The sequence below is a fragment of the Streptomyces djakartensis genome, assembly GCF_014651075.1.
In the GTDB taxonomy this organism is placed as follows: domain Bacteria; phylum Actinomycetota; class Actinomycetes; order Streptomycetales; family Streptomycetaceae; genus Streptomyces; species Streptomyces djakartensis.
Genome location: NZ_BMWE01000009.1, coordinates 288198 through 306142 on the forward strand (window position 1 = coordinate 288198; position 17945 = coordinate 306142).

General features: G+C 70.7%; 17 protein-coding genes and 2 pseudogenes. 8 read left to right on the plus strand and 11 right to left on the minus strand.

The window, feature by feature from the left end:
- Positions 1-20: 20 nt before the first annotated feature.
- The 5 genes from IE212_RS17935 to miaA all read right to left on the minus strand — a co-directional run bounded on the left by IE212_RS17935 (position 21) and on the right by miaA (position 6619).
- Positions 21-1511, minus strand: a complete 1491-nt coding sequence (locus IE212_RS17935) for a M1 family metallopeptidase (RefSeq protein ID WP_190198871.1) — start codon at positions 1509-1511, stop codon at positions 21-23.
- A gap of 118 nt (positions 1512-1629) precedes the next feature.
- On the minus strand, positions 1630-3798 hold the full coding sequence (locus tag IE212_RS17940) for a RelA/SpoT family protein (RefSeq protein WP_190198872.1): 2169 nt from the start codon (positions 3796-3798) through the stop codon (positions 1630-1632).
- A gap of 298 nt (positions 3799-4096) precedes the next feature.
- Positions 4097-4969: a diaminopimelate epimerase gene (dapF, locus tag IE212_RS17945; protein ID WP_190198873.1), complete on the minus strand. Its 873-nt coding sequence runs from the start codon at positions 4967-4969 to the stop codon at positions 4097-4099.
- A 93-nt stretch (positions 4970-5062) separates the two neighbouring features.
- Positions 5063-5572 (minus strand): hypothetical protein, encoded by a 510-nt coding sequence (locus IE212_RS17950; protein ID WP_190198874.1) that lies wholly within the window; start codon positions 5570-5572, stop codon positions 5063-5065.
- A gap of 108 nt (positions 5573-5680) precedes the next feature.
- On the minus strand, positions 5681-6619 hold the full coding sequence (gene miaA, locus IE212_RS17955) for a tRNA (adenosine(37)-N6)-dimethylallyltransferase MiaA (protein ID WP_190198875.1): 939 nt from the start codon (positions 6617-6619) through the stop codon (positions 5681-5683).
- 228 nt (positions 6620-6847) lie between these two features.
- On the opposite strand from miaA, the gene IE212_RS17960 reads away from it, so the two are divergent.
- Entirely contained in the window at positions 6848-7087 is a 240-nt protein-coding gene (locus tag IE212_RS17960; protein WP_373301402.1) for a hypothetical protein, read from the plus strand.
- Positions 7088-7115: 28 nt separating this feature from the next.
- A complete protein-coding gene (locus IE212_RS17965) occupies positions 7116-7514 on the plus strand; it encodes an antitoxin (protein ID WP_190198877.1) in 399 nt (132 codons plus the stop codon).
- Positions 7515-7626: 112 nt separating this feature from the next.
- Here IE212_RS17965 and IE212_RS17970 read toward each other — a convergent pair whose 3' ends face one another.
- The 3 genes and pseudogenes from IE212_RS17970 to IE212_RS34975 all read right to left on the minus strand — a co-directional run.
- Complete coding sequence (locus tag IE212_RS17970; protein ID WP_190198878.1) at positions 7627-8340, minus strand: class III extradiol dioxygenase subunit B-like domain-containing protein; 714 nt, start codon at positions 8338-8340, stop codon at positions 7627-7629.
- Between the two features lie 84 nt (positions 8341-8424).
- On the minus strand, positions 8425-9951 hold the full coding sequence (gene miaB, locus IE212_RS17975) for a tRNA (N6-isopentenyl adenosine(37)-C2)-methylthiotransferase MiaB (protein ID WP_190198879.1): 1527 nt from the start codon (positions 9949-9951) through the stop codon (positions 8425-8427).
- Positions 9952-10021: 70 nt separating this feature from the next.
- A pseudogene (locus IE212_RS34975) lies at positions 10022-10123 on the minus strand (DNA-binding response regulator); the annotation flags it as partial.
- Positions 10124-10279: 156 nt separating this feature from the next.
- On the opposite strand from IE212_RS34975, the pseudogene IE212_RS17980 reads away from it, so the two are divergent.
- Positions 10280-10421: pseudogene (locus tag IE212_RS17980) on the plus strand (cation:proton antiporter); the annotation flags it as partial.
- A gap of 150 nt (positions 10422-10571) precedes the next feature.
- On the opposite strand, the gene IE212_RS17985 reads toward IE212_RS17980, so the two are convergent.
- Complete coding sequence (locus IE212_RS17985; protein ID WP_190198880.1) at positions 10572-10979, minus strand: pyrophosphohydrolase domain-containing protein; 408 nt, start codon at positions 10977-10979, stop codon at positions 10572-10574.
- Between the two features lie 96 nt (positions 10980-11075).
- Here IE212_RS17985 and IE212_RS17990 point away from each other — a divergent pair, with 96 nt between their 5' ends.
- Positions 11076-12077: a TAXI family TRAP transporter solute-binding subunit gene (locus IE212_RS17990; RefSeq protein WP_190198881.1), complete on the plus strand. Its 1002-nt coding sequence runs from the start codon at positions 11076-11078 to the stop codon at positions 12075-12077.
- Positions 12078-12096: 19 nt separating this feature from the next.
- Here the strand turns inward: IE212_RS17990 and IE212_RS17995 are convergent, their stop codons facing one another.
- Together IE212_RS17995 and IE212_RS18000 are read right to left on the minus strand one after the other, a co-directional pair.
- Entirely contained in the window at positions 12097-13500 is a 1404-nt protein-coding gene (locus IE212_RS17995) for a sensor histidine kinase (RefSeq protein WP_190198882.1), read from the minus strand.
- A 9-nt stretch (positions 13501-13509) separates the two neighbouring features.
- Positions 13510-14196, minus strand: a complete 687-nt coding sequence (locus tag IE212_RS18000; protein ID WP_190198883.1) for a response regulator transcription factor — start codon at positions 14194-14196, stop codon at positions 13510-13512.
- Positions 14197-14484: 288 nt separating this feature from the next.
- Between IE212_RS18000 and IE212_RS18005 the strand changes: the two genes are divergently transcribed.
- From IE212_RS18005 to IE212_RS18020, 4 genes are all read left to right on the plus strand, one after another.
- Complete coding sequence (locus IE212_RS18005; protein ID WP_190198884.1) at positions 14485-15261, plus strand: amino acid ABC transporter ATP-binding protein; 777 nt, start codon at positions 14485-14487, stop codon at positions 15259-15261.
- Positions 15262-15343: 82 nt separating this feature from the next.
- Positions 15344-16186 carry a glutamate ABC transporter substrate-binding protein gene (locus IE212_RS18010; RefSeq protein ID WP_190198885.1) on the plus strand — a complete coding sequence of 281 codons (843 nt, stop codon included), beginning with the start codon at positions 15344-15346 and terminating at the stop codon, positions 16184-16186.
- Positions 16187-16261: 75 nt separating this feature from the next.
- Entirely contained in the window at positions 16262-16927 is a 666-nt protein-coding gene (locus IE212_RS18015) for an amino acid ABC transporter permease (RefSeq protein ID WP_190198886.1), read from the plus strand.
- Positions 16924-17820 (plus strand): amino acid ABC transporter permease, encoded by an 897-nt coding sequence (locus IE212_RS18020; protein WP_190198887.1) that lies wholly within the window; start codon positions 16924-16926, stop codon positions 17818-17820. The genes IE212_RS18015 and IE212_RS18020 overlap by 4 nt, the downstream gene beginning before the upstream one ends.
- The last annotated feature ends 125 nt before the right edge of the window (positions 17821-17945 follow it).

Here is a 17945-nt window from a genome sequence, read left to right on the forward strand (position 1 = left end):
CGGGGCGTCTCGTCACCGGCTTATCGGGCGGCCGTTCCGGAGGGCGCGGCCGCCTTCCAGTCCGGGTGCCCCGGCATCGGCGGGGTCTTCTTGCCGTACAGCCAGTCCTGGAAGAAGGCGGCCAGGTCGCGCCCGGTGATTTCGCCGGCGAGCCGGACGAAGTCGGCCGTCGAGGCGTTGCCGTCCCGGTGGCGGCCGACCCAGGCGCGCTGCAGGCTCTCGAAGGCCGTGGCGCCGATCTCCTGGCGGAGGGCGTACAGGACGAGCGCGGCGCCGTCGTACACGTTGTGCCGGAAGATGCCGATCTTGTTCCCGGGCTCCGGTGCCTTGGGGGCGGCGGGTGGGCCGCCGGCCGCGCGCCAGCCGTCCGAGGCGCCGTACGCGGACTTCATACGGTCCCGCAGCGATTTGCCGCCCTGCTTCTCGGCGTAGAGGGCCTCGTACCAGGTGGCGTGTCCCTCGTTGAGCCACAGGTCGGACCAGGTGCGGGGGCTGACGCTGTCGCCGAACCACTGGTGGGCCAGCTCATGGACCATGATCGACTCGACGTACCACTTCGGGTGGGCGGGCTCGGTGAAGAGCTGCCGCTCGAAGAGGGAGAGTGTCTGGGTCTCGAGTTCGAAGCCGGTGGTGGCGTCGGCCACGAGCAGGCCGTAGGTCTCGAAGGGGTAGCGGCCGAGCCTGCTCTCCATCCAGGCGATCTGCCCGGGGGTCTTCCTCAGCCAGGGTTCGAGTGCCTTGCGGTGCCGGGTCGGTACGACGTCCCGCACGGGCAGTCCCTGCGGGCCGGAGCGGTGCAGCACCGTGGAGCGGCCGATGGAGACCTGCGCGAGTTCGGTGGCCATCGGGTGCAGGGTGCGGTAGGTCCAGGTGGTCGAACCGCCGGAGGTGTGCACACCGGCGGGCAGGCCGCCCGCGACGACCGTGTGACCCTCGGGCGCGGTGACCCGGATGGTGAACATCGCCTTGTCGGACGGGTGGTCGTTGCCGGGGAACACCAGGTGCGCGGCGTCGGCCTGGTTGGCCATGGCGAGGCCGTCCGCGGTGCGCACCCAGCCGCCCTCGCGGCCCCTGGGCGGCACGGGGTCGCTGGTGTGCCGCACGGTGATCCTCATCCGGTTGCCGTCCGGCACGGGTTTCCCGGGCGTGATCACGAGGTCCTCACCGGCGGCGGCGAACTTCGCGGGCTCGCCGTCGACCTCGACCGAGCGGACCGTGCCGTGGGCGAAGTCGAGGTTGACGCGTTCCAGGTCCGCGGTCGTCCACGCGTCGATGGTGGTGACGGCCCGCAGCGGCTTGTCGTTGGTGCCGGGGTAGGTGAAGGAGAGGTCGTACGCCGCCACGTCGTAGCCGGGGTTGCCCAGATGCGGGAAGAGGCGGTCGCCGACGCCGAGCGGAACCACGGGGGCGCTCGCGGCGACGAGGCTGACGGAGACGGCCGTGGCCAGCAGCACCGCCGCCGTTCTGCGGGGGCGCGTGCGCGGAGCGTGTCTGTGGGGGGTGAGGAACATGCCCCACGGCTATCAGCGGGTGCCCGCCCGACCCGGACGACACGCGTCCGGCCCACCCGAACCGGGGACCGGCGCCTGCGCCGGTGGCCGCCCTCGGGTGGCCGAAATCCGGACCGGCTCAGCTCTCCAGCGGCTGCGGCTGGGCCCGGCCCACGTCGTACACCCCGGCCACGTTGCGCATCGCGCGCATCAGGGCGGGCAGGTGGGCCGCGTCGGGGAGTTGCACGGTGTAGGTGTGGCGAACCTGTTGCTGGGCCGGGGGCTCGACGGTGGCGGAGACGATCTCGGCGCCCTCCAGGGCCATGGCCTCGGTGAGGTCCGCGAGCAGGTGCGGACGGACGAACGATTCGGCGACCAGCGTGACCCGGCAGTCGGTGGCCTCGCCCCAGCGCACGCCGGCCTCGGTACGCCCCGCGTCCTTCATACGGGCCACGGCCGCGCATTCCACGCGGTGCACGGTGACCGCTCCCCCGCGCACGGCGAAGCCGACGATCTCGTCGGGTGGCACCGGTGTGCAGCATCCGGCGAGCCGGACGGTCGCGCCGGACCGGTCGGTGAGGACGTTGCCGGGGGCGGGTCCGTCCGGGTCGGTCGCGCCGGCGGTGGCGGGCCGGGGAGCCGCCGTGCGTCCCTCGGCCTGCCGGTCCTCCCCGGGGTCGGTCCGCTGGGCCTCGGCCTGCGCCGGGTGGGCGGCCAGCCACCGCTGGATGGCGATCCGGGCCGCGGGTGTGTGGGCGTGCTCCAGCCATTCGCGGGAGGGCTCGGACGCCGGGTCCTGCCCCATGAGGAGCTGGACGGTGTCGCCGTCCTTCAGGACGGTGCTCAGCGTCGCCAGGCGGCCGTTGACGCGGGCGCCGATGCACGCGTGCGCGTCCTCGCCGTACTGGGCGTAGGCGGCGTCCACGCAGGTCGCTCCCTCGGGCAGGCCGAGCGTGCCGCCGTCGGGCCGGAACACGGTGATCTCGCGGTCCTGGGCGAGGTCCTCGCGCAGGGTCGACCAGAAGTGGTCGGGGTCGGGCGCCGCCTCCTGCCAGTCGAGGAGCCGGGAGAGCCAGCCGGGGCGGGTGGGGTCGACGCGCTCGCCGTCGGCCGGGTCCTCGGCGGCCGGAGCGTACGGGTTGCCCAGCGCCACGACTCCGGCCTCGGCGACCTTGTGCATCTGGTGCGTGCGGATGAGGACTTCGACGACCTGGCCGTCCTCCCGGGCCACAGCCGTGTGCAGCGACTGGTACAGGTTGAACTTCGGTACGGCGATGAAGTCCTTGAACTCCGAGACCACCGGCGTCATGCAGGTGTGGAGTTCGCCCAGGACGCCGTAACAGTCGGCGTCCTCGTTGACGAGTACCAGGACGCGGCCGAAGTCGGAGCCGCGGAGCCGGCCGCGTTTGCGGGACACCCGGTGGACGGAGACGAAGTGGCGGGGCCGGATGAGCACTTCCGCCGGGATGTCCGCCTCACGCAGCACGCCGCGCACCTCTTCGGCGACCTCGGCGAGCGGGTCCTCCGCGCGGCCCGCGTTGCGGACGATCAGTTCCCTGGTGTGCGCGTACTCCTCGGGGTGCAGGATCGCGAAGACCAGGTCCTCCAGTTCGGTCTTGAGAGCCTGGACGCCGAGCCGTTCGGCGAGCGGGATGAGCACGTCACGTGTCACCTTCGCGATGCGCTCCTGTTTCTCGGGGCGCATGACGCCGAGGGTGCGCATGTTGTGCAGCCGGTCGGCGAGTTTGATCGACATGACGCGTACGTCGTTGCCGGTGGCGACGAGCATCTTGCGGAAGGTCTCGGGCTCGGCGGCGGCGCCGTAGTCGACCTTCTCGAGTTTGGTGACCCCGTCGACGAGGTAGCGGACCTCCTCGCCGAACTGCTCGCGGACCTGTTCGAGCGTCACATCCGTGTCCTCGACGGTGTCGTGGAGCAGGGACGCGGTCAATGTCGTGGTCTCGGCGCCGAGTTCGGCGAGGATCAGGGTGACGGCGAGCGGGTGCGTGATGTACGGCTCGCCGCTCTTGCGCATCTGGCCGCGGTGTGAGGACTCGGCCAGGACGTAGGCGCGGTGCAGGGGATCGAGATTCGCGTCGGGGTGGTGGGCGCGGTGGGCCTCCACGACGTGGCTGATGGCGTCGGGCAGCCGGTCGCGGGCGGCCGGACCGAGCAGGGCGGCGCGGCCGAGGCGGCGCAGGTCGATCCGGGGGCGGGCCTTTCTCCGCGGGGCCGTCGGCGTCACCGGTCCTGACACCGCGCCCGGCATCGGGCCTGGGGTCACGGAATTCGTGGCCTCCGCACTCATGGGCACCTCCGGCTGCGTGGACCGGCGGACGGGGTGCCCCAGGGCGGACACGGCTCAGGGGGTGGCTTCGGTCCCCCGTCCGGGCCGGTGCTTGATGCTATCGAGCCCACCACGCGTGGCTGACCGCCTCTCGCCGAGCGTGAAACTGATCACCCATTCGAGCGACGTATGTGAGGTTTGCACCCCCGTACGTCGAGAGCGCGACGCTCTACTTCCCGCCAAATGGCCGGTTCCCGACGGGCGTTTCAGGTCCGAGCGGCCCGCGGGGCCCGGTCGTTCCCGGCGGGCTGTGCCCTGCTCACGCGGCCGCGGTGTCGTCCAGCCACTCCGCGTCGATCTCGCCCTCGGCGACGATCACCGCCGGGCCCGTCATCTCGATCTGTCCGCCGGGCCGCTCGGTGATCACCAGGGTGCCGCCGGGAACGTCGACGGTGTAGGTCACCGGCGTGCCGGTGACCGCCGGGTCGGCGCCGTCACGGCGGGCGGCGGCCACCGCGACCGCGCAGGCACCCGTGCCGCAGGAACGGGTCTCGCCGGAACCCCGCTCGTGCACGCGCATGGCGACGTGCCCGGGGCCGCGGTCGACGACGAACTCGACGTTCACACCGTCCGGGTAGGCGGTGGCCGGGCTGAAGGGCGGAGGGGAGAGCAGGTCGCCGGCGTGCTCCAGGTCCTCCACGAAGGCGACCGCGTGCGGGTTGCCCATGTTGACGTTCCGCGCGGGCCAGCTGCGCTCGCCGACGCTCACCCTGACGTCGCCTTCGGGGAGCAGCGCCTTGCCCATGCCTACGGTGATGTCACCGTCCTTGGAGATGTGCACGGTCTTCACGCCTCCGCGGGTGGCGATCGCGAGGTCGCCTTCGGCGGCGTGTCCGGCGCGCTGGAGGTAGCGCGCGAAGACGCGCACGCCGTTGCCGCACATCTCGGCGATCGAGCCGTCGCCGTTGCGGTAGTCCATGAACCACTCGGCCTCGGCCGCCATGCCCTTCGCCTCGGGGTGGGCCGCGGATCGCACCACGTGCAGCAGGCCGTCACCGCCGATGCCCGCGCGGCGGTCGCACAGGGCGGCGACGGCGGCCGGTGACAGTTCCACGGTGTTCTCGGGGTCCGGGACGATCACGAAGTCGTTCTCGGTGCCGTGACCCTTGAGGAAGGGGATCCGCGTGCTCATGCCTCGATCGTACGGGGCGCTCCGCGGGGCCTCACCGCGCGCACGGGCGGAGCCGTACAGCGGCAGACCCCCGCCCCTGACGGGTCGCGGTCTCTAGCGGAGCCTCGCCACGCGCCAGACCGCCAGCGCGACCACCGCCGCCACCATCACGGCGTACGCGAGGACGACCCGCCAGTCCGCTCTGCTGCCTGACCCCCTCGCCGGAAGGCCCGGCCAGGTGTACCCCACGCGGCGGGCCGCCATCATGCCCCAGCCGGCCGCGCACGAGCAGATCAGCAGGCCGAGCATGGCGATGACGGCGCCGCTGTCGCCGAAGTCGAAGGCGAGCGGGAACGCGAACATCAGGGAGCCCATTGCCGCGAGTCCGACGATGGGCGCCAGCTGCCAGATGCGCAGCCGGCGCTGCGGGCGCAGCTCGACCTCGACCTCGGCGAACATCTCGCCGGGCTCGGGGCCGTCGTCGGTCACACCCTGCGTCTCGTCGGGCCCGTCGGAGCTGAGACTGTCCGTCTCCTGCTCCGGTCCGTCCCGGTGACCCGGGTCGTCCGGCCCGGCGGTGACGTGATCGGTGCTTCGTGCGGTGTCGCGAGGGCCGGCCTCCATCGCCACGCGCCCTCCCAACTAGGACTCAACTCGGTCGATCGAAGCTCGATGATGGCACGCCGCCGATGGCCCGGATGACGGCCTGGGCGTCCCGATGCCATGACGTGATCAGGCTGTAACCGGTCGTTCGACCAAAGACAGCGCGAGCTGCGGAAGTTCTGTGAGATCGGCCGCGGCTCCACTCAGCCAGTGCACCCTGGGATCGCGCCTGAACCACGAATCCTGACGGCGCGCGAAGCGCTTGGTGGCACGCACGGTCTCGGCCCGCGCATCCTCGAGGGTGCACTCACCGGCGAGCGCCGCGAGCACCTGCTGGTAGCCCAGTGCCCGGGAGGCCGTGCGCCCTCCACGCAACCCCTGCGCCTCCAGCGCGCGGACCTCGTCCACGAGTCCGGTCTCCCACATCCGGTCGACCCGGCGGGCGATGCGCTCGTCCAGCTCCGGCCTGGCCACGTCGACGCCGATCTGCACCGTGTCGTAGACCGAGTCGTGGCCGGGGAGATTGGCGGTGAAGGGCCTCCCGGTGATCTCGATCACCTCCAGGGCCCGGACCACCCGGCGGCCGTTGCTGGGCAGGATCGCCCGGGCGGCCTCGGGGTCGGCGGCCGCCAGGCGGGCGTGCAGCGCGCCCGGTCCGCGCAGCGTGAGTTCCTCCTCCAGGCGGGCACGGACCTCTGGGTCGGTGCCGGGAAACTCCAGGTTGTCGATGGCTCCGCGCACGTACAGTCCGGAGCCGCCGACCAGGATCGGCCAGCGGCCCTCGGCGAGCAGCGCCTCGATCCGTTCCCGGGCCAGGCGCTGGTACTCCGCGACGGACGCCGTGACGGTCACGTCCCAGATGTCCAGGAGGTGGTGCGGCACGCCGCCGCGCTCCTCGAGCGTCAGTTTGGCGGTGCCGATGTCCATCCCTCGGTAGAGCTGCATGGAGTCGGCGTTGACGACCTCGCCACCGAGACGCTGAGCCAGAAAGACGCCCAGATCGGACTTTCCGGCCGCAGTTGGTCCGACGACGGCGATGACGCGGGGGGCGGGAGATGCACTGCTCACCGACCCAGTCTCGCAAACCTCGAACCCCACTCTCGAACGAGTTACGTGACGCCGCCGCCGCGGGGTCGTTGCCCGTTCGAGGTTCCTGCCGCCGGATCACAGAGCGGTGGCCCGGGCCGGGCAAACGGACGCACCGGGCGACGCGGAATTTCGCCCGCACGAGTAACGTATGGAGTGGATATGGGCGTTTTTGCACGACTTCTCCGGCGGTCGAAGGCTACGGAGGAGGTGCCTGCCGCCGAGGCTCAGGCCGACGCGGCCAAGGCCGGCTCCGAGGCCGAGAAGGCTTCCGCGACACGAGAGGCCGGCACGGCGGAGGGGGCCGGCGGGGCAGCGGGAACGGCCGGCCCAGCGGCCGAAGCCGCCGAGGTCACCGAGGTCACCGAGACCGAGAGCGTCGACATCCCCAAGCAGCAGTCCACCGACAAGGCGGCCGACAACGAGGCCGGTGAGGGCGCCCGTACGTGACCGCGCCGCGCGAGGGAAGGTGAAAACCATGGGTCTGATGCACACCATGAAGACCAAGCTGGGCCCGGCCAAGGGCAAGGTCTCGGACTTCGCGCAACGCCACGAGGGCAAGATCCACCACGGTCTCGACAAGGCCGCGCAGGCCGTCGACAAGACGACCAAGGGCAAATACAGCGACAGGATCCAGTCGGGCACGGGCAAAGCCAAGGGAGCCATGGACCGACTCGCGCACAAGGGCGACGGCGGACCGGAGGCGGGCGGCACGGCACCGTCGGCGGGGGCGGGCGGAACACCCCCGCCGGAAACGGCGAGCACCGCGCCACCGGACCCGGGCCGCACGGCACCACCGCGCGAAGCGGGCCGCACGGCACCGCCGGAGGCGGGTGACCCTACGCCGCCGGATGACGCGCCACCGCCCACTTCCTGAAGCGCGCATCGGCACATCGGCGCACTCGAAGGGCACGAAGCGCACATCGGCGGACGGCCGCGGAGCACGGGGGCTCCCGGCCGTCCGCCGTTTCCCGTGCCGGCCGCCAGGGCTACGACCAGCCGGCCACGATGTATCCCACGCCGTACGGCGCGTCCTCGTACAGCAGTGACCCGCCGAGGCCCGCTCCCTCGGCGGCGCCCGCGAGGACCTGCCAGGGGGCCCGGCCGGACACCTTCAGCTCACGGGCGAGGCCGGTGTCCATCGCGTTCAGTGCCGGCAGGTCAGCCGCGCCGAGCGCCCGTGCGAGCTCCCTGTCGAACGGCGCCGCGCGTTCGTCGAGGTAACCGGGGGCCTTGAGGGTCCGGCACGCGCTTGCGTCACCCATCACCAGCAGCGCGACCCGCTCGTCCCGCGCGGCGACCTCCCGTCCGATCCGCACGCACCGCTCCGGCCCGAGCCGCTCCCCGACTCCGAGGCCCTCGACCGGGACGCCGGACCGTTGCGTCCGCTCCAGCAGCCAGGCGGCCACCGCCAGCGAGTACGGCAGTCGCCGTTCCGCGTCCGCGCCTGCGGCCGCCCCGAGCCGCACGTCGAGATCGACGCCGAAGCCGCGGAACGAGCCCCGTGTGCCCTCCGGGAACGTCTCGGTCCCGGCGCCGGCCATCGGTCCGACCACCACGAGACGCCCGGGCCGGGCGGCGGCGATCACACCCATCGCGTCCGAACAGGCGGCCCGCGCGGCGTCGAGCTCCGGGGCGGCCCCCGCGGCGACGGCGGGAACGAGAAGGGGCGGACAGGGACAGACAGCGGCGGCGACAAGCATGATCGGCAGGGTAACCCTCAGGTGGCGTTGCTCCGCAGGCAGCGGCCACGTCCGAAGCCCCGGCTCGGGCAGCCGCCGTCCGGCTCAGTCGCAGCCGCAGCCGCTCGCCGCCACCGGAAGCGGCTCCGGGACGCCGACCTTGGGCAGACCGAGCAGCACACCGGCCGGCTGGGACGGCTTCGCCGACTTCTCGGCGTTGCGCTTCTCCCAGGCGTCGCCCGCGCGCGTCCGTCGTACGTCGAGGACGGCGCCCTCGGCGAGGAGGTGGTGCGGAGCGGCGTAGGTGATCTCGACGGTGACCACGTCGCCGGGGCGGACCTCCTGGTCCGGCTTGGTGAAGTGGACCAGGCGGTTGTCGGGGGCGCGGCCGGAGAGGCGGTGGGTGGATTCGTCCTTGCGGCCCTCGCCCTCCGCGACCATGAGCTCCAGCGTGCGGCCGACCTGCTTCTTGTTCTCCTCCCAGGAGATCTCCTCCTGGAGGGCGACGAGACGCTCGTAGCGGTCCTGGACGACCTTCTTGGGGATCTGGCCGTCCATCTCGGCGGCCGGGGTGCCCGGGCGCTTGGAGTACTGGAAGGTGAAGGCCTGGGCGAAGCGGGCCTCACGCACCACGTGCAGCGTCTGCTCGAAGTCCTCCTCGGTCTCGCCGGGGAAGCCCACGATGATGTCGGTGCTGATCGCCGCGTGCGGGATGGCGGCGCGGACCTTCTCGATGATGCCGAGGAAGCGCTCCTGGCGGTAGGAGCGGCGCATGGCCTTGAGCACCGGGTCCGAGCCGGACTGCAGCGGCATGTGCAGCTGCGGCATCACGTTCGGCGTCTCGGCCATGGCGGCGATGACGTCGTCGGTGAAGTCGCGCGGGTGCGGCGAGGTGAAGCGGACGCGCTCCAGACCGTCGATCCTGCCGCAGGCCCGCAGCAGCTTGCTGAAGGCCTCGCGGTCACCGATGTCGGAGCCGTACGCGTTGACGTTCTGCCCGAGCAGGGTGATCTCGGAGACGCCCTCGGCGACCAGCGCCTCGATCTCGGCGAGGATGTCGCCGGGGCGGCGGTCCTTCTCCTTGCCGCGCAGGGCGGGGACGATGCAGAAGGTGCAGGTGTTGTTGCAGCCGACGGAGATGGAGACCCAGGCGGCGTACGCGCTCTCACGGCGCGTGGGAAGCGTCGATGGGAACGCCTCGAGCGATTCGGCGATCTCGACCTGCGCCTCCTCCTGCACGCGGGCGCGCTCCAGCAGGACGGGCAGCTTGCCGATGTTGTGCGTGCCGAAGACGACGTCCACCCAGGGCGCCTTCTTCACGATGGTGTCGCGGTCCTTCTGGGCCAGGCAGCCGCCGACCGCGATCTGCATCCCGGGGCGCGCTGCCTTCTTCGGCGCCAGGTGGCCGAGGTTGCCGTACAGCTTGTTGTCGGCGTTCTCCCGCACGGCGCAGGTGTTGAAGACGACGACGTCCGCCTCGCCGTCGGAGCCCTCCGGGGCGCGCACGTAGCCCGCGTCCTCCAGCAGACCGGCCAATCGCTCGGAGTCGTGGACGTTCATCTGGCACCCGTAGGTGCGTACTTCATACGTGCGCGTGCCGCCCACTGCCTGGCTCCGGTCGATGCTGCTCATGGGGACAAGGGTAGGCGGTCGGCGGACGTGGCCCGGTCGCCTGTGGACAACCCGGCCACCGGGCCCACGCCTCGATGAGCCCCGCCCGGATCGCGTACCTGGTCAGCTCCAGGCGGTCGCGCATGCCGGGCTTCTGCAGGAGGTCGGCGCGATGGCGTTCGACCGGCTTGGCGCGGGGTGAGGCCGGCGCCGATCAGGAGGGCCCGTTCGCGCATGCCGGTGATGCCGGCGCCCTCCGGACGCCGTACCTCCTGGCCGGTCCGGCCTTCGACGGGGACGGGCGCAGTCGACCAGACCGGAGGGGTGGTGCGTCTTGAGGTTGGAGACGCTGAACGCCCTGCCGGGCGCGGTCGTGGTGCTGCTGTCGGCTGGGGGCCGGTGGCCGCGCCGTCGTCCTGGCCGGTGTCACCTGGACCTTGTCGTCCGGCGTGATCGCGAAGGCCCTCGCTGCCCTGGGGCGGGTCGGGTCCTGCTGCCGGCTCTGCGACTGGCCGTCGTCACCGCCCTGACGAAGATCGCCACCGGTACGACGCCCTGGACGACGAAGGCGCAGACGCCGCTGGCGGACTGACGACGGGGGCGCTGTGGCTTGTCGTCCGCCCCACAGCACCCCCGGTCCGTCAGCCGGCCCCTTCCGGGGCCCATCCCTGCCTCCGCAGCACCCCCGTCACGTCCGGTGCCTCGTAGTGCTCCCCCTTGAGCACCTTGCCGTCCTCGCGACGGGACACCGAGCCGTCGGGGCCGATCTTCGTCATGTTGGAGCGGTGGATCTCGGCGAGTACCGCGTCCAGGTCGATGCCGTGGACGAGGGCCGTGCCGTAGGCGACGTAGACGACGTCCGCGAGTTCGTGGGCGAGCCGGTCCAGCGGGCCCGTCACCGACACCTCGGCGACCTCGGCGGCCTCCTCCGCGAGGAGCTCGCCGCGGTGGGCCGCGAGTCGCGGGGAGATCTCCGTGGGGGTGCTGCGGGCGTCCAGGCCGAAGGCGAGGTGGAACTCACGGACCAGGTCTGCGGGCGAGGAGCTCATGGGGGCGACTGTAGTGGCCGCCGCTGACAGTGACCCACCTCGTCCTGTGACCCCTGCCCTGGTCAGAGGGGCACCCCGGCTGGCAGGATCGCCCGCATGTCCAGGACGCTCCCCCCGATCGGCAGGCGCCGGGCCCTGCAGGGCGGCGCCGCCTCCCTCGTGGTCCTCGGTCTGCTGCTGTGGTGGCTGCGCCCCTGGGCGGAAGAGCCGCCGGCCGGGACCATCAGGTTCAGCACGGGCACGCGCGCGGGGGTCTACTACGAGTACGGCGAACTGCTGCGCGCCGAGATCGACAAGGACATGCCCGACCTGAACGTGCGCCTGCTGACCAGTGCCGGTTCGCAGGAGAACGTCAGGGACGTGGCCACGGGCGACGCCGACTTCGCGATCGCCGCGGCGGACGCGGTCGCCACCTACAAGCTCGGCAGCGGCCCGGGCGCCGGCCGGCTGCGCGGTGTCGCGCGCCTGTACGACGACTACGTCCAGCTCGTCGTACCACCGGACTCGGACATCCGCTCGGTGGCGGATCTGCGGGGCAAGCGCGTCGCCATAGGGCTGCCGAGCTCCGGCGTGCGGCTGATCGCGAACGGCGTGCTCAACGCGGCCGGTATCGACCCGGAGAAGGACATCAAACCGTCGTCCGACGGCATCGACACCGGCCCCAAACGGCTGGGACACGGGCTCGACGCGTTCTTCTGGTCGGGCGGGCTCCCCACGGACGGGCTGAGCAGGCTGGCCAGGAAGTCGGCGTCGGCCTTCCGGTTCGTGCCGATCGACGCCGCCCTCGTCGCCAAGCTGCACGACCAGGGCGGCGCCACCCGCTACTACCGCGCCACCAAGATGCCGGAGTCGGCCTACCCCACCATCCAGCGCGGTGATCCGGTCCCCACCCTGGCGGTGTCCAACCTGCTGGTCACCCGCAACGACATGGACCCCCGGCTCACCGAGTGGCTGACCCGGACGGTGATCGACAGCCGGGACGGCATCGGCGCGACCGTCCACTCCGCCCAGCTGGTCGACGTCCGCACCGCGATCTACACCGATCCGCTGAAGCTGCACGACGGGGCCCGGCGCTACTACACGTCCGTCAAGCCGTAGCCGGAGGCCCATCCGGCCGTTACGCCGGTCCGTCCCGCGGCACCGACACCGTCACCTTGAGCCCGTGCGGCTCATGATGCTCGTACGCGATGGAGCCGCCGCCCGCCGCGAGCAGCGCCCGCGAGATCGACAGCCCGAGGCCCGAGCCCTTGATGTTCTGATGACGGCCGCTGCGCCAGAAGCGGTCCCCGATGCGGGCCAGCTCCTCCTCGGTGAGGCCGGGGCCGCGGTCGGTGACGACGACGGTGGAGGTGTCGCCGTTGGGCGCGACCGTCACCTCGACACTCTGGCCCTCGGGCGTGAACTTCACCGCGTTGTCGATGACCGCGTCCAGCGCGCTGGACAGCGCGACCGGGTCGGCCCACGCGGTCGTCGGCGGGCAGTCGCCCACCAGGCGCACGCCCTTGGCCTCGGCGGTCGGGGACCAGGCCGCGACGCGTTCGGCGGTGAGCGCGCCGATGTCGGTGACCTTCAGGTCCGCCTCGCTGTGCTCGGCCAGCGCCAGGTCGAGCAGGTCGTCCAGGACCTGCGCCAGGCGCTTGCCCTCGGCCTGGACGGAAGCGATCTCCTGGTTGCCCTCGGGCAGTTCGAAGGAGAGCAGCTCGATACGCAGCAACAGCGCCGCGAGCGGGTTGCGCAGCTGGTGCGAGGCGTCCGCGACGAAGGCGCGCTGCTGCTCCAGGACGTCCTCGACGTTGTCGGCCATCTCGTTGAACGACCGGGCCAGACGCCTGAGCTCCGGTGGCCCGCCCGCGGCGGCGACCCGGGACTTCAGCCGCCCGGTGGCGATGTCGTGGGTGGTGGCGTCCAGGACCCGGACCGGTTTGAGCACCCAGCCGGTCAGCCGCAGGGCGGCGCCCACGGCCAGCAGCATCGCGGCGGACTCGCCCGCGCCGATGACGAGCCAGCCGTGCAGCGTGCGGGAACGCATCTGCCCGGTGGGCGAGTCGGTCACGACGACCGCGACCACGTCGCCGTCCCGGATGACCGGCGAGGCGACCACGAGGGTGCGGCGCTGCCAGGGCCACACCTGCTTGGGGTCGTGACTGCGGCGGCTGAGCAGCGCCTCGTCGAAGGCGTCCCGTACCTCGCCCTCCGCCGGCAGGGACCATTCCTCCGGCGCGTGAGCCATGGCACTGCCGTTGCGGTAGAAGACACCGGCCCGGATGCCGTAGACCCGGTGGTAGCTGTCGAGTTCCGTGCTGAGCGCGGTCAGGCGCTCGTTCTCGAACGCGCTGGTGGCCTCGTCGGGCGAGTCGGTGACGAACTGGGCGAGGGCGGCGAAGCGCGCGGTGTCGTCGATCCGGTCGACGACGACGTTCTGCTGCTGGGCGCCGGCCAGGCTGACGGCGAGCGGCACGCCCAGCGCGAGCAGTACGGCCGCCATCAGGACGATCAGCAGCGGAAGCAGACGAGTGCGCACCCGGCCCCGCTACCCGGCAGGCGCGACGAGCCGGTAGCCGACTCCGCGAACGGTCTCGATGAGGGCCGGCATGCGCAACTTGGCGCGCAGGGAGGCGACATGCACCTCGAGAGTCCGTCCGGTCCCCTCCCAGCTCGTCTGCCACACCTCGCTGATGATCTGCTCCCGCCGGAAGACCACCCCGGGCCGCTGCGCGAGCAGCGCCAGCAGATCGAACTCCTTGCGGGTCAGCTGGACCACCGACCCGTCCACGCTGACCCGGCGCGTGGGCAGCTCTATGTGCACGGGGCCCAGGCGCATCTGGGTCTCGATGCCGCTCGAAGTGTCCTCGTGGGACGTGCGCCGGCTCACCGCGTGGATCCGGGCGAGCAGTTCCCCGGTGTCGTACGGCTTCACCACGTAGTCGTCGGCGCCCAGATTGAGGCCGTGGATGCGGGAGCGCACATCGGAGCGCGCGGTGACCATGATCACCGGGGTGCTGGTGCGCTTGCGGATCTTGCTGCAGACCTCGTATCCGTCCTGGTCGGGCAGGCCGAGGTCGAGCAGGACGACACCGAAGCCGTCGCTCTCGGGGACGAGCGCCTGGAGGGCCTCCTCACCGCTGCGCGCGTGCGTGACGGCGAACCCGTGCCTCGCCAGTACCGCCGACAGGGCGGCGGCGACGTGGTTGTCGTCCTCGACGAGCAGCAGTCTCATCCGGGCCCCCTTCGGTTCACTGGCCGTACGATCTGGATGTGTAGAAAAACGGGTGCACGCGCGCGGGCACCCTGTGCAGTCACGCTGATGGATGAGGACGGCGTCAAGAGGGTTCCGGTTGCGGAGCGCTTCCGTTACCCGGCCGATATGAGCGCTGCTCATAAGTGCTACGACACGTGTCCGATTGCTATCGGATCGTGATGCTCAGATTCCCCTCAGATGTAATGACGCAGGTCGTAGAGGGTTACTACTGTCCTCCGAAACCGAGGAGGACGGAGCCTGAGAGCGATGACCGAAGTATCGGTGGCCAAGCAGGATATGGCCGCGACCGGCGAACTGGTCGTCCTGAAGAGCGTCAACAAGCACTTCGGCGCGTTGCACGTACTCCAGGACATCGACATGACGATCGCCCGCGGCGAAGTCGTCGTGGTCATCGGACCCTCCGGGTCCGGGAAGTCCACCCTGTGCCGCACCATCAACCGCCTGGAGACGATCGACTCGGGCGCGATCACCATCGACGGCAAGCCGTTGCCCGCCGAGGGCAAGGAGCTGGCCCGGCTGCGGGCCGACGTCGGGATGGTCTTCCAGTCCTTCAACCTCTTCGCGCACAAGACCGTGCTCGAGAACGTGATGCTCGGCCAGATCAAGGTCCGCAAGAAGGACAAGAAGGCGGCCGAGGAACGGGCCCGTGCTCTGCTCGACCGGGTCGGCGTGGGCGCGCAGGCCGACAAGTACCCGGCGCAGCTCTCCGGCGGCCAGCAGCAGCGCGTCGCGATCGCGCGGGCACTGGCCATGGAGCCGAAGGTCATGCTCTTCGACGAGCCGACCTCCGCGCTCGACCCCGAGATGATCAACGAGGTGCTGGAGGTCATGCAGCAACTCGCCCGCGACGGTATGACGATGATCGTCGTCACCCACGAGATGGGTTTCGCACGATCGGCTGCAAATCGCGTGGTCTTCATGGCGGACGGCCGGATCGTCGAGGAGGCTGCGCCCGACCAGTTCTTCAGCAACCCGCGCAGTGACCGTGCCAAGGACTTCCTGTCGAAGATCCTGCACCACTGACGGCACGGGCCGCGTCGAACGCGACCCAGTCGCCCGCCCGTCGAGGGCCCGCATCTCCTTCACCAGCCAAAGGATGTTCACGATGAAGCTCCGTAAGGTCACCGCCGCCTCGGCCACCGTCTTCGCTCTCGCCCTGACCGCCACGGCGTGTGGTGGCAACAACAGCACCGGCGGCGACTCCGGTTCCGACGGCGGCGGCAAGAAGATCACGGTCGGCATCAAGTTCGACCAGCCCGGCCTCGGCCAGAAGACGCCGCAGGGCTACGCCGGTTTCGACGTCGACGTCGCCACGTACGTCGCGAAGAAGCTCGGTTACGACGCGGACCAGATCGAGTGGAAGGAGTCGAAGAGCGCCGACCGCGAGACCATGCTGCAGCGCGGTGACGTCGACTTCATCGCCGCGACCTACTCGATCACCCCGGAGCGCCAGGAGAAGGTCGACTTCGCCGGCCCGTACCTGCTGGCCCACCAGGACGTGCTGCTCCGCGCCGACGACAACAAGATCAAGTCGCCGAAGGACCTGAACAACGCCAAGCTCTGCTCGGTCACCGGCTCCACCTCGGCGCAGAACGTCAAGGAGAAGCTGGCGCCCAAGGCGCAGCTGCAGCCGTACCCGACGTACTCCGCCTGCCTGCCCGGCCTGCAGAACGGTGCCGTGGACGCGCTGACCACCGACGACTCGATCCTCGCCGGTTACGCCGCCCAGGCCCAGTTCAAGGGCAAGTTCAAGCTCGGCGGCTTCAAGCTGACCAACGAGAACTACGGCATCGGCGTCAAGAAGGGCAGCGACCTCAAGGACAAGATCAACAAGGCTCTTGAGGAGATGGTCGCGGACAAGTCCTGGCAGAAGGCCGTGGACAAGAACCTCGGCCCGGCCAACTACAAGAACGAGCCCGCGCCGAAGATCGGCGACATCAAGAGCTGAGGCAACGCCTGAAAGGTGCGCCGCCCTGCGGAGCGGCGCACCCGGGTATCCCTATACGCGGAAGCGCGGGAGATCGTGTTCGACTTTCTTGAGGGTTACGACCTGCTGGGAGCCTTCTGGACGACAGTGCAACTCGCTGCACTGTCCGCCGTCGGCTCTCTCGTCTGGGGCACGCTGCTGGCCGCCATGCGCGTCGGCCCCGTGCCACTGATGCGCGGCTTCGGGACCGCGTACGTCAACATCGTGCGGAACATCCCGCTGACCGTCATCATCCTGTTCACATCGCTCGGCCTGAACCAGACGCTGGGGGTCTCCCTCGGCGCGGACGACGTCGAGACGATCAACTTCCGGCTCGCCGTCCTGGGGCTGATCTTCTACACCTCGTCCTTCGTGTGCGAGGCCCTGCGATCCGGCATCAACACGGTGCCGGTCGGGCAGGCGGAGGCGGCCCGCGCGATCGGCCTCAACTTCAACCAGGTGCTCGGTCTGGTGGTGCTGCCGCAGGCGTTCCGTTCGTCCGTCGTCCCGCTGGCGAACGTACTGATCGCCCTGATCAAGAACACCACGGTGGCCGCCGCCATCGGTGTCGCCGAGGCGGCGGTGCTGATGAAGGAGATGATCGAGAACGAGGCTCAGTTGCTGTTGATCTCCGCGATCATCGCGTTCGGATTCGTGGTCCTGACGCTGCCGACCGGTCTGATCCTCGGCTGGGTGGGCAAGAAGGTGGCGGTGAAGCGATGAGTTCCGTTCTGTACGACGCCCAGGGCCCTCGCGCCAGGCGGCGCAACGTCGTCCTCACGGTGGTCTTCCTGGTCGCCCTCGCGGCTCTGCTGTGGTGGGTGTACAAGGCCCTCAAGGACAAGGGCCAGCTGGAGTGGGCCCTGTGGGAGCCGTTCTTCTCCGGCAGCGAGGCCTGGACCACGTACATCTGGCCCGGTCTGCAGAACACGCTGAAGGCCGCGGCCCTGGCGATGATCATCGCGCTGCCGCTCGGCGCGGTCCTCGGCATCGCCCGGCTGTCGGACCACGCCTGGGTCAGGATTCCGGCCGCGACCGTGGTCGAGTTCTTCCGGGCCATCCCCGTGCTGGTCCTGATGATCTTCGGTCTCGCGCTGTTCGCCGAGTACACCGCCGTGAGCTCCGACGACCGTCCGCTGTATGCGGTCGTCACCGGTCTGGTGCTGTACAACGCCTCAGTCCTCGCCGAGATCGTCCGGGCAGGCATCCTGGCCCTGCCCAAGGGCCAGTCCGAGGCGGCGATGGCGATCGGCCTGCGGAAGGGGCAGCTGATGCGCCTCATCCTGCTGCCGCAGGCGGTCACGGCGATGCTTCCGGCGATCGTGAGTCAGCTCGTCGTCATCGTGAAGGACACCGCGCTCGGCGGCGCGGTCCTGACCTACGCGGAGTTGCTCGCCGCCGCCGGCACGATGAGCGGCTACTACGGCGGGAACATCATCCAAAGCCTCATCGTCGTGTCCGTGATCTTCATCGTGCTCAACTTCGCCCTCACCTCGTTCGCGAGCTGGCTCGAGCGCCGGCTGCGGCAGGCCAAGAAGTCGACGGGCGCGGTCGTGGGCGCGAACGACGCACAGATCGCCGGCACGACCGGGACCGGCACCGGAGGCACCGTCTGACGCTCGGTCACCTCATGTGACACCATCAGGGGCAGTGGCATGATCGCCACTGCCCCTGATCACTTGACGCAAGCACCGGCAATGGGTTGCATACGTTCTGTGATCGTGCACCCTGCTCCGACTTC